This window comes from Acidobacteriota bacterium (assembly GCA_035471785.1).
In the GTDB taxonomy this organism is placed as follows: Bacteria; Acidobacteriota; UBA6911; order RPQK01; family DATIPO01; genus JANQFM01.
Genome location: DATIPQ010000101.1, coordinates 60,346 through 71,875, shown reverse-complemented (window position 1 = coordinate 71,875; position 11,530 = coordinate 60,346). Strand labels below are relative to the sequence as shown.

Here is an 11,530-nt window from a genome sequence, read left to right as displayed (position 1 = left end):
AAACCCAGGGTGGCGCCGCCGTCTCGCTGGCGCTCGCCGGGGCTGACCCTGGGCTGGCGAATCGCTCGCCTTCAGCGAGCCCGGACTTGACTTCTAACACAGTCGCTGCCTGCCCTCCGAAGCCTTGGCGAAGGAGGGGGCAGGCGAATCTGTCCCTGCAGGGGCAAGAACGGAGGGCCCTGGCTCACAACTTATGACCGCCGGCAGTAGCGAGCAGCCTCATACCGCCGAGAGCAATTGGGCCTGAACCGCGGTCACTGAAACTTGACGCGGTGTGTGAACTTGTTGGCCGCTGGCGGCCCTAGGGTCGCCGGCGGCCGGCTACTCGATCACCACGTAGCGCCACAAGCGCGCCACTTCCTTCTCGTCGACGTACTTGCCGATCTCCCTCTGGAACTGTTGCCGGGACTTCCAGGGACGGTACTCCTCGAACTCGTGCGCCATGCGGCGGCCCACGCCGGGGATGGTCTGGAACTCCTCCGAGGTGGCCGTGTTCAGGTTCAAGGGAATGAACACGTACCGCTTCAGCCGGTCGGTCTCCTCCTGGCCCACGTACTTGCCGATCTCCCGGTCGAACTGGCTCCAGGCTTTCCAGGGGCGGTACTCCTCGAACTCGTGAGCCATGCGGCCGGCCACGCCGGGTATGAGGAGGATCTCCTCACGGGTGCCGGTGTTGAGGTTGATGTGGAGGAAGGCCTGTCCGTAGACCTCGGAGGCCTGGTCGGCCGTCAAGCCGTTCTCCATCAGCTTGGCGTGGAGGTCCGTGATGCTGTCGAAGGGTCTGGCCTCCTGGACGGCTTGGGCGACGTCCGCGGAAAAGTGAGGCAGGGCCGCAAGCTGCTCTTCGGTGGCGGTGTTGAAGTCGAGCAAACCCTGCCCGACCTGGGCTGTCACGGCTGCTGAGCAAAGCAGGGCAGACAGCAAGGCCACGGCCAAGCGGTTGATCCAGAGCGCGACGTTCGTTCTATTCATTCTTCAGTCCCCTTCCTGTCAATCTGACCCCGGCTCAAGGCCGGGTGGCGGTAGCAGAATATCAGCCCCAACAGGCCCAACTGCGCCATCGAAGCCGGCGCCAAGGCCGGCGGCGCCTTGGAACGCAGAACCTTCCAAAACAGGTCCCAGGTCGACAGCGAAGGGTCGATGTCGAGTTGGAACTCCATGTTGCCCTGAAAGTGGAGGACGATTCCCGCCGCTCCCGCCAGCACGAAAAGGACCATCGTCCCCTGCATGAACCTCAGGCTGCGCCGTCCGCCAATTAGAAGATAGCAGGCAATGACCATGATTCCAACGCCGTTCAGGCCCAGGGGCGCCAGTTGCCAAACGTCCTCATAGTGTTGCAGCAGAAGCAGGTCGATGGTGGTCACCAGGATGCCGAGCGACAGCAGCGCCAGGAGGATTTTGCGCAGGGCGCCGGCTGGTGAATCGGTCATGAAATCAAGCCTTTCCCGTCGTGGTCGAGGAGGGGGCCATTCTGTCCCAGCGCCCGCCGCCCATGCAACTGCTCCTAGGTGGCCAACAAGTTCACACACGAAGCAAGTTTCAGCGACCGCGCTGAGGGCCTATTTGCTCTCGGCGGTATGAGGCTGCTCGCTACTTTTCCTGCTCGGGTACAGGTTCCTCGATCAGGTGGTAGCGGCCTGGCTGGAGTTCTTTAACGGTCTGGCTCAGGCCGGACGGCCAGCGGATCGTCAGGGATTCAGGTTTTTCGCCGCTCTGCAATCCGAAGTGGAGGCGGGGGTCGTGGGCGGCCTGGTAGCTGCCGCCGCCGGTGCGTTCGCGGAATAGGGTGCGGCGGTCGGTCTCGAGGGTCAGCTTGGCGCCCACTCCGTCGCGGTTGCTCTTGTTGCCGCTCAGCCGTATTCCTATAAAGGAGGATCCGCCCCCGTTCCCGATGAGCAGGTTGTTCAACAGCACCGGGGCTGCCCCCACGTTGACGAAGACCAGGTCGATGTCGCCGTCGTTGTCGTAATCGGCTGAAGCCAGGGCCCGGCCGTCCAGCGGGCGCGTCCAAACGCCCCCTTGTTTCTCGCCCACCTCGACGAACTTGCCCTCCCGGTTCTCCAGCAGAAAGGGCCGCTGGGCGCCGCTGACGCGGTCGCGGTAGAGGTGAATGTTGTCGAGAGGATGTCCGTTGAGCACCGCCAGATCCAGGTCGCCGTCGTTGTCCTTGTCGAAAAAGCGCACCCCGAAACCGCTGTAGAGCAGATCGCCCTGTCCGTGACCCTGCCCCAGCGTGACGTCGTTGAAGTAGTCCCGGTGGCGGTTGACGTAGAGATTGTTCATCTCGTAATCGATGTTGGTAACGATGAGATCGAGGCTGCCGTCGCCGTCGATGTCGCCCAGATCGGTTCCCATGCCTGACTCGGGCTCGACGGCGGCTCCATAGGCCACTTCCGCCATCAGGCCCTCTTCGCGGAAAACGCCCTTTCCGTCGTTGCGGTAGAGGAAGTTGGCCACGGCGTCGTTGGCCACATAAATGTCTTGGTCGCCGTCGCCGTCGACGTCGCCCGTCACCACCCCCAGCGCCTTGCCTTTCAGTCCCGCTCCCGCTTCTTCGGCCACCTCGCTGAAGGTGCCGTCGCCGTTGTTGCGGTAGAGCAGGCTGGGGACGGGCTGGAACTGGTCGGGATGGCAATAGGAACGGTAGCCCTCCTTCTTTTCGCCGCAGTAGATCTCCTTGGGGTAGTCCCAGTCCAGGTACTGGCAGACGAACAGGTCGAGATCGCCGTCGTTGTCCATGTCGAAGAAGGCGGCCGACGTCGACCAGCCCTCTCCCCCCAGGCCGGCGGCCGAGGTGACGTCCCTGAAAGTGCCGTCGCCGTTGTTGCGGTAAAGGCGGTTCGCTCCCCAGGCGGTGACGTAGAGGTCGGGGTCGCCGTCGTTGTCATAGTCGCCCACGGCGGCGCCGTTTCCATAGAAGCCTCCGCCTAGGCCCGCCTGCGAGGCGACATCGCTGAAGGTGCCGTCGCCGTTGTTGCGGTAGAGGGCGTTGCGCCCGGGGATGGAGCCTTGAGAGCGGGCATGATCGCCCGAGTCGACCAGGAAAAGGTCGAGCAGGCCGTCGCCGTCGAAATCAAGCCAGGCGGCGCCGCCACCCATGGTCTCGATGAGGTACTTTTCGGGCGTCGCTCCATTGCGGTGCACCCACTCGATGCCTGCCGCGCGGGTCACGTCGGCGAACTCGGGCGCCGGTCGGTGTTGCCCCCATGCCGTTGCCGTCGCGAGCAGGGCAACCAGCAGCGTTCTGCCCATCATGCCTTCAAGGATATCCCATCTTGAAAAAAAGGGGCGTTGGCGGCGAAGTGGATGGGGTTGGGGCGGGAAGGGAAGGCCCGCGAAGAACGCGAAGGGGCCGCAAACGGGGAAGATACGGGACGTTCTTCGCGGGCCGGGGTGGAGGAGCGATTAGAGGAAGGCGGCAGTCATGAGTTTTCGCCGAACTGCTGCCCGGCCTGCACAAGGAACCAGGCGGCAAGGGCTCAGCGCTGCCTGGCGCCGGAAAGCAAGGCGGGCTGGCTGCCGTTGTGCAAATACTCCTCCAGAAGGCCGTGCAATTCCTGAAAGCGGTTCTGAATCTCGAAGCGCAGGTCGGGGTCGGTCTCCTGCTCCATGACCTCTTCGAGGGGCGTCTCGTCGACTCCCTCCAGCAGTTCGGCTGCCGAAGTGTTGAGCGCCCGGGCGATGTTGAAAAGAAAGCCCAGCGAAGGACGCTTGACGGCCCGCTCAACCTCGCTGATGTATCCGGGCTCGTAGCCTCCGGCCTCGGCCAGTTGTTCCTGGGTCAACTTCAGTTCCAATTTGCGCCGCTTGCGGATGTTGGCTCCGATGCGGGCGGCGATTTTCTGATCAAACGGTCCATGCATCTCTTTTCAGCCTCTCTTGCCGAATGATGGGGTTTCTGTTTTCAAGAGCCTTTCTGCCAAAAGCTGCGCTTATTGTAGACGGCCCTGCTTGGCGAGTCAAGCAAAAAGAGCCAAAAAAGGTGGCCTCGTGCCTGGGGCGGGAGGGATTCGTGCAAAAAGTGCTTGGTCAATCAAGCGTACTTAAGGTAGTGTAGGCAGCAGGCTTATGACTCTCGGAGCGTATCTCAGGCATCTGCGCCAGGCTAAGGGAATGACCTTGCGTGCGGTGGAAAAGTCCAGCGGCGTCTCCAACGCCTACTTGAGTCAGTTGGAGAACGGCAAGCTGACCAATCCCTCGCCGCCCATTCTCCACAAGCTGGCCAAGGTCTACGGCGCCTCTTACCAGGCCTTGATGGAAAAGGCCGGCTATCTGATGCCCTCCCGGTCTGCGGACGATAAGCGGGAGGGCGGTTCAGGAAGGCGCAAGGGCCGCTTGCCCACCTTCGCGGTGGAGGAGCTGAGCGAGGAAGAAGAGGAAGAGCTTCTTCGCTATCTGGCCTTTATCCGTTCGCGCAAAGAGTGAACGGCGTCGCCTTCAGCCCTTGGCAGGAGCATGGATGAAGGCAGGACTCGGCTAATCCGGGAGTCGGCAAATGCAGAGAGGCATTGCATGGCCAGGAAGAAAGACGACAGCTCTGTAGACACGCGGACGCGGGCGCAGATCAGGGAGACGGCTGATCGGTTGTTGCGCAAGGCGGGAGCCTGCGGCCGCTTTCCCACGCCCGTCCCCGACCTGGTGGCGGCGGCAGAACTGCAACTTGAGATGGATGTCTCCCTCAACTCCGGCTTCTTGCAGCGCCTCTACGCTGAACTCAGCGAGAGCGTCAAGCGGGCGCTGGACAAGGTTCTGGGAGTGCTCGACCGGCGGGGGCGCTTCATTTACCTCGACCACTCGGTGCACGAGAAGAAGCGGGTTTTCTTGTCGCTGCACGAGATCGCTCACGATTTTCTGCCCTGGCAGCGCGACTTGTGGGCATTCCTGGAGGAATCGGAGCACACTATCGATCCCGACATGCGCGAGCAGTTCGAGCGCGAAGCCAACGTTTTCGCCAGCGACGTGCTCTTTCAGCTCGACGCCTTCCGCGACGAGGCCGCCGATCTGCCCTTAGGGATGGGTTCCGTTCTCAAGCTCTCACAGCGCTACGGGTCGAGCTTCTATGCCGCCGCCCGCCGCTATGCCGCGACTCACCACAAGCCTTGCGCGCTGGTGGTTTTCGATCAGCCTCATCCGCCTTCGGCCAAGCGCCTCTCGGTGCGGCGGACGATCCATTCCCAGGCTTTCCTCCAGCGCTTCGGGGCAGGCTACTGGGCCGACAGCTATGGACCCGAGTCGGTGTTCACCCTTAACCGTCCCGAGCCCGAGAAGGTCTTCTTCCGCCCCATACCCATCCGCCTGCGCAACCTGCGCGAAGAAACCGAGGAGATGCGCCTGGAGGCCTTCGACTCCGGCTTCCAGATCCACTACCTCATCTTCCCCCCTCAAACAGATTAATGTCGCGGCGACGGAGGAAGCCGCTATACTGAGTGGCCGTGGAAACTGGGCGTCAAGAAAAGGAAATCGTGGTCGAGGTCAATGGGCGGCAGCAGCGCCGGGCGGTTGAACCCAGGCTGCTGCTGAGCGACTTTCTGCGCCATGAGCTGGGGCTGACGGGCACCCACGTGGGATGCGAGCACGGGGTGTGCGGAGCCTGCACGGTGCTGATGGACGGGCAAGCCGTGCGCTCCTGCCTGATTTTCGCGGTCCAGGCCCATCAGCGCTCGCTGACCACGGTGGAAGGGCTGGAGGCGCCGGCGGGACGCCAACTGCATCCTCTGCAGGAGGCCTTCCGCGAAAAACATGGCCTGCAGTGCGGATTCTGCACGCCCGGCATCCTCATGACCCTGGTTCCCTTCCTGCAAGAGAATCCCCGCCCCGCCAAAGAGGAGATCCGCCGGCTGCTCTCGGGTCATCTGTGCCGCTGTACCGGCTACCTCAAAATCGTCGAAGCCGTGCAGGAATACGTCGCGGGGTCCGGCCGGGAGGCTAGATCGGGGGACGGGGCGTGAAGCACATCGGACAGCCCGTCCGCCGCAATGAGGACGCGCGGCTGCTCACCGGCAAGGCCGTCTTCGTCGACGACGTTCACCTTCCCGCGATGCTGGAGGCGGCCTTCGTGCGCAGCGACTATGCCCACGGACGCATCCTCTCCATCAACGCCGAGCCGGCCCGCCGCCATCCCGGAGTGGTGGCCGTCTACACCGCCGAGGACCTGGGCGGGTACTGGAAGCCGGGTCCGCTGCTGGTGCCTCCTCCGCCCATCGAAGGACTCGTCTTCAACGAGCGGACGCAGGTTCCGCTGGCCCGCCACAAGGTGCGTCACGTGGGCGAACCCATCGCCCTGGTGCTGGCCGAGAACCGCTACATCGCCGAGGACGCCGCCGAACTGGTGGAGGTCGAGATCGAACCGCTGGAGGCGGTCGTCGACATCGAGAAAGCCCTGAATGAGGACGCGCCGCTGATTCACGACGAGCTCGACAGCAACCTCTCGGCTCACGTCCTCCAGGGCAAGGGGGACTATGAGAGCGTGCGCGGACAGGCGGCGACAGTGGTGCGCCGGCGCTTCCAGTACGACCGCGGGGCGTCGGCGGCCATCGAGAACCGGGGAATCGTGGCCTCCTGGGACCCGCGGGAGCAGGAACTCACCGTGTGGGACTCCACTCAGGCGCCCATTCCCATCCGCAACGGCCTGGCGGCCATGCTGGGGCTGTCGGAATCGCAGGTGCAGGTCATCGCGCCTTTCATCGGGGGCGGATTCGGTCCCAAGATCATGATGTTCTACCCCGAGGAAGTGCTGCTTCCCTGGGCCTCCATGCAATTGCAGCGTCCGATCAAGTGGATCGAAGACCGGGAAGAGAATTTCTATGCCACCACTCAGGAGCGGGGGCAGGTTCATTGGGCTGAAATCGCCCTCGACGCCGAAGGACGCATTCTGGGCGTCAAGGACGAGTTTCTCCACGATGCCGGCGCTTACGCCCCCTACGGACTCACCGTCCCCATCAACACCCAGTGCACCCTGCTGGGCTGCTACGTGGTCCCTCACTACCACAGCGAGTTCAAGGCCGTTTTCACCAACAAGCCCATCGTCACTCCCTACCGCGGCGCCGGGCGCCAGCACGGCGTTTTCGTGATGGAACGGCTGCTCGACCTGGCGGCCCGCGAGTTGGGAATGGACCGGGTGGAGATCCGCCGCCGCAACCTGATTCCCCCCGAGGATTTTCCCTACGACAACGAGATCATCTTTCAGGACTTCCGTCCGCTGGTCTACGACTCGGGCGACTACCCCCGCTGCCTGGAGCGGACGGCGGAAATGATCGGCTATGAGGACTTCCTGTCCCGCCAGCAACCCGAGGCCCGGCGTGAGGGACGCCTGCTGGGGCTGGGCCTGGTCAGCTACGTGGAGGGGACGGGGATCGGTCCTTACGAGGGCGTGCGCATCACCGTCGAGTCCTCGGGCAAGGTCAACCTGGTGACGGGAGTGGGCACCCAGGGCCAGGGACATTTCACCTCCCTGGCCCAGGTGGCGGCCGAGCAACTGGGCGTCAAGGTCGAGGACGTGCGCGTGGTGACCGGCGACACGCGCCAGTTTCACTGGGGCACGGGGACCTTCGCCAGCCGCGGCGCGGTGGTGGCCGGAAACGCCTGCCACGCGGCCGCCAAGGACGTCCGCCGCAAGATCCTCGAGCAGGCTTCGGAAGCGCTGGAAGCGGCCCGTGAGGACCTTGTGTTGGAGGAGGGCAAAGTCTTCGTCAAGGGCTCTCCCGAGTCCTCGTTGGCGCTGGGCGAGCTGGCCGAGCTGGCCAATCCGCTGCGGGGAGCCGTCAAGCCGGGGACCGAGCCGGGACTGGAGTCCACCTGCTACTTCGGACCCGAGCAGGGCGCCACCGCCAACGGCGTCCACGCCATGATCGTGGAAGTCGACCGCGAGACCTGCCACGTCGAGATCCTGCGCTATGCCATCGTCCACGACTGCGGACGGGTCATCAATCCCCTCATCCTGGAAGGACAGATCGAGGGAGGCGTGGCCCAGGGCATCGGCAACGCCTTCTACGAGCAACTGCACTTCGACGAGTCGGGCCAGCTCATGAACGCCTCCTTCATGGACTTCCTTCTGCCCACGGCCCTGGAAGTGCCCGACCTGGACATGGACCACTTCGAGACCCTCTCGCCGCTCAACGAACTGGGCGTCAAAGGGGCCGGCGAAGCGGGCGCCATTCCGGTGGCCGCCGCCTTCGCCCAGGCCGTCGAGGACGCCCTGCGTCCGCTGGGCGGGGACATCGAGATTCTCGACATCCCGCTCAGTCCCAACCGTCTCTTCGAGATCCTCAACCCGCCGGACGAGGAGGACGCGTGAAGCCTCCGGCCTTTGACTACCACGCCCCTCGAACCGACGAGGAAGCCCTGCAACTGCTGAAACGCTACGGCGGCGAGGCCAAAGTGCTGGCGGGCGGCCAGAGCCTCATCCCGGCCATGAACTTCCGGCTGGCGCGTCCAGCGGTGCTGGTCGACATCAACGCCATCGGCGATCTGGCCTACATCGTGGAAGAGGCCTCGGGAGGCGTCCGCATCGGTTCCATGACCCGCCAGCGCACCGTTGAGACCAGTCCGCTGGTGCGCGACTGCTCGCCGCTGCTGCATGCCGCCATGCCCTGGATCGCCCACCTGCAGATCCGCAACCGCGGCACTATCGGAGGCAGCCTGGTTCACGCCGATCCAGCCGCCGAGCTTCCCGCCGTCATGCTGGCCCTGCGCGCCCGCTTGCGGCTGGAAAGCCAGGAGGACGAGCGCTGGCTCTCGGCCCGCGACTTCTTTACAGGATTCTTTTCCACCGCCCTGGCCGAGAACGAAATGCTCTGCGAAATCGTGGTGCCCTGCCTGCCGCCCCGTTCAGGCACCGCCTTCCGCGAGTTCGCCCGCCGCCACGGAGACTACGCCCTGGCCGGATGCTGCGCCGTCCTCACCCTGGAGGAAGACCGTGGCGACCCGGAACAGATCAAAGAAGCCCGCCTCACCTACTTCTCGGTGGCCGACGGTCCCGTCGAGGCTGCTCAGGCCCAGGCCCTGTTGGCCGGACAGCAGCCCTCCGTAGACCTCTTCGCCGAAGCCGCCCGCGTCGCCGCCCACAATGACCTCGATCCCCCCGGAGACATCCACGCCACCCCTCAATTCCGCCGCCACCTGGCCCAAGTCCTCACCCGCCAGGCTCTGAAACAAGCCCTACAGCGGGCACTCTCCACCGGAGAGTAAGAACGACCACGTCCGGTGGGAGGCGCATCCTTGCGGCGATCCTGAGAACGCGGGAGGCATTACGCGTCGCTGCAGCGGATTACCCTAGCCCCTCGAAAAACACAGCAGCGGAAAACCCCCTTTACCCTCTCTCAGGCAGGTCTGTGTTAGGCTTTGTCAGCGATGCGAAGACAGCGTGGCGAAAGGCCCACTGAATGGTTGCTGGCCCGGGCTTCAGGCGACGAAAAAGCCTCCGGCAAAAAGAAACGCTTTTCCCGCTCAGACGGCGGCGGGAAGGGAGGTTTGGGCCAGGGAATGCAGTCCTGGTCGCTGATGTGGCGGGTGCTCTTCATCGCCCTCCTCATCTGGCTGCTGCTGCAGATCCCCTGGGGAGGCCAGGAGGGCCGCGAGATCAGCTACAGCCAGTTCCGCCGCTTTGTCGAGCAGGGACGGGTGGCCGAGATCACCGTCCAGGGCGAGCAGGTCAGCGGACGCCTCAAGACCGTCTGGGGAGACCGCTCCGGCGCCCAGGACTCCACCGGCGGGGAAGGGGACGGCGGCTCCGACGCCTCCGTCAGCGGACGCGGCGCCCAGTTCGTCACCTACCTGCCGACCTTCGGCGACGACGGACTCTTCGAGGAACTGCGCAGCCAGGGGGTGGAGATCAAGACCCGCCCCTCGGGAGAGGGCGAAAACCTGTGGATGCTCGTCTTCACGCTGCTGCCCTTCATCTTCCTGATCGCCTTGGCCATTTTCTTCATGCGCCGCATGCAGAACCAGGGACAGGGCATCTTCAACATCGGCCGTTCGCGGGCCAAGTCCTACGACCGCAGCGGCAAGCGCACCAGCTTCGACGAAGTGGCCGGCTGCGAGGGCGCCAAGCGGGAACTGCAGGAACTGATCGCCTTCCTCAAAGATCCCCAGCGCTTCCGCAAGCTGGGCGGCAAGCCTCCCACGGGCGTTTTGCTGGTGGGTCCGCCGGGGACTGGAAAGACGCTGCTGGCCCGCGCCACCGCCGGAGAGGCCGAAGTGCCCTTTTACAGCCTGACCGGTTCCGACTTCATGGAGATGTTCGTGGGCGTGGGCGCTTCGCGGGTGCGCGACCTCTTCGAGCAGGCCCGCAAGAACGCTCCCTGCATCGTCTTCATCGACGAACTCGACTCCATCGGACGGCGCCGCGGCGCCGGACTGGGCGGCGGGCACGACGAGCGCGAGCAGACCCTCAACCAGCTTCTGTCCGAGATGGACGGCTTCGAGTCCCACCACGGGGTCATCGTGCTGGCCGCCACCAACCGTCCCGACATTCTCGACCGGGCCTTGCTGCGTCCGGGACGCTTCGACCGCCACATCACCGTCGACATGCCCACCGCCAAGGCCCGCCAGGCCATCCTCAGGGTGCACACCCGCAACACGCCGCTGGCCGACGACGTCGACATCGAAGAACTGGCCCGCGCCACGCCCGGTTTCAGCGGAGCCGACCTGGAGAACCTGGTCAACGAAGCCGCCCTGCTGGCGGGACGGGAAGAGAAGAAATCAGTCGATCGGGACGCCTTCGAGCAAGCCCGCGACAAGGTCCTGATGGGACTGCGCCGCGAGGGCCTCACGCTGAGCGAAAAAGACCGCAAAATCCTGGCCTACCACGAAGCCGGACACGCCGTGGTGGCCGCCAGGCTTCCCAACGCCGATCCCGTCCACAAGGTCACCATCATCCCCCGCGGACGCGCCATGGGCGTCACTCAGCAGCTTCCCACCGAAGACAAGTACCTCTACGACAAGGAATACCTGCTCGACCGCCTGGCCGTGGTGCTGGGAGGACGCGCTTCCGAACGCCTCATCTTCGAGACCTCCACCAGCGGAGCCGCCGACGACCTCAAGCAGGCCGCCCAAATGGCCCGCAAGATGGTGATCGAGTGGGGAATGAGCGAGAAGGTGGGGCAGTTGGCCTGGGGCGGCGAGCACGACGAGGTCTTCCTGGGGCAGGAACTCACCCAGCGCCGCCACTACAGCGAGTCCACCGCCGACGAGATCGACGTCGAGATCAAGCTCATCGTCGATTCGGCCTTCCAACGCGCCACCGAGACCCTCAAAGAAAACCGCGAAGGCCTCGACCGCCTTGCCGCACGTCTGCTGGAAAAAGAAGAAGTCGACGGCAAGCAAGTCCTGGAACTGCTCTCCGAAAACGGCTCAGAGCCGCCGCAGCCCGAGCAGGCCGGCGACGGCGAGGAAGAGGAATAGCCCCGCCAGTCCCCATCCTCCCAGCAACGGCACCGCGGTGACAGACTCCACCACCTGCAAGCGCAACAGCACCTCCTGCTCGGTGGGAGACGGCGGAATTCCGATCCCTGAAGCGTCGTGTCCGACCAGG

General features: G+C 64.5%; 10 protein-coding genes. 6 read left to right on the top strand and 4 right to left on the bottom strand.

The features are described from left to right. Window positions 1-321: 321 nt before the first annotated feature. The 4 genes from VLU25_14995 to VLU25_14980 all read right to left on the bottom strand — a co-directional run bounded on the left by VLU25_14995 (window position 322) and on the right by VLU25_14980 (window position 3,863). Entirely contained in the window at window positions 322-972 is a 651-nt protein-coding gene (locus tag VLU25_14995) for a helix-hairpin-helix domain-containing protein (GenBank protein ID HSR69241.1), read from the bottom strand. Next, window positions 969-1,430, bottom strand: coding sequence for a hypothetical protein (locus VLU25_14990; protein ID HSR69240.1), 462 nt, complete (start codon window positions 1,428-1,430; stop codon window positions 969-971). The genes VLU25_14995 and VLU25_14990 overlap by 4 nt, the downstream gene beginning before the upstream one ends. Before the next feature lie 160 nt (window positions 1,431-1,590). Beyond that, window positions 1,591-3,255, bottom strand: a complete 1,665-nt coding sequence (locus VLU25_14985) for a CRTAC1 family protein (GenBank protein ID HSR69239.1) — start codon at window positions 3,253-3,255, stop codon at window positions 1,591-1,593. A gap of 224 nt (window positions 3,256-3,479) precedes the next feature. Beyond that, window positions 3,480-3,863, bottom strand: a complete 384-nt coding sequence (locus VLU25_14980; GenBank protein HSR69238.1) for a helix-turn-helix transcriptional regulator — start codon at window positions 3,861-3,863, stop codon at window positions 3,480-3,482. 205 nt (window positions 3,864-4,068) lie between these two features. On the opposite strand from VLU25_14980, the gene VLU25_14975 reads away from it, so the two are divergent. The 6 genes from VLU25_14975 to ftsH all read left to right on the top strand — a co-directional run bounded on the left by VLU25_14975 (window position 4,069) and on the right by ftsH (window position 11,400). Next, window positions 4,069-4,425: a helix-turn-helix transcriptional regulator gene (locus tag VLU25_14975; GenBank protein HSR69237.1), complete on the top strand. Its 357-nt coding sequence runs from the start codon at window positions 4,069-4,071 to the stop codon at window positions 4,423-4,425. Window positions 4,426-4,512: 87 nt separating this feature from the next. After that, a complete protein-coding gene (locus tag VLU25_14970) occupies window positions 4,513-5,394 on the top strand; it encodes an ImmA/IrrE family metallo-endopeptidase (GenBank protein ID HSR69236.1) in 882 nt (293 codons plus the stop codon). Between the two features lie 32 nt (window positions 5,395-5,426). Further along, window positions 5,427-5,948 (top strand): (2Fe-2S)-binding protein, encoded by a 522-nt coding sequence (locus VLU25_14965; GenBank protein ID HSR69235.1) that lies wholly within the window; start codon window positions 5,427-5,429, stop codon window positions 5,946-5,948. Next, window positions 5,945-8,293 (top strand): xanthine dehydrogenase family protein molybdopterin-binding subunit, encoded by a 2,349-nt coding sequence (locus tag VLU25_14960; protein ID HSR69234.1) that lies wholly within the window; start codon window positions 5,945-5,947, stop codon window positions 8,291-8,293. The genes VLU25_14965 and VLU25_14960 overlap by 4 nt, the downstream gene beginning before the upstream one ends. Continuing rightward, window positions 8,290-9,186 (top strand): xanthine dehydrogenase family protein subunit M, encoded by an 897-nt coding sequence (locus VLU25_14955; GenBank protein ID HSR69233.1) that lies wholly within the window; start codon window positions 8,290-8,292, stop codon window positions 9,184-9,186. Before VLU25_14960 ends, VLU25_14955 begins: the two co-directional genes overlap by 4 nt. A 162-nt stretch (window positions 9,187-9,348) precedes the next feature. Continuing rightward, the gene (gene ftsH, locus VLU25_14950; GenBank protein HSR69232.1) at window positions 9,349-11,400 is read left to right on the top strand and encodes an ATP-dependent zinc metalloprotease FtsH; all 2,052 of its coding nucleotides are present in this window, start codon (window positions 9,349-9,351) and stop codon (window positions 11,398-11,400) included. Window positions 11,401-11,530 lie beyond the last annotated feature (130 nt).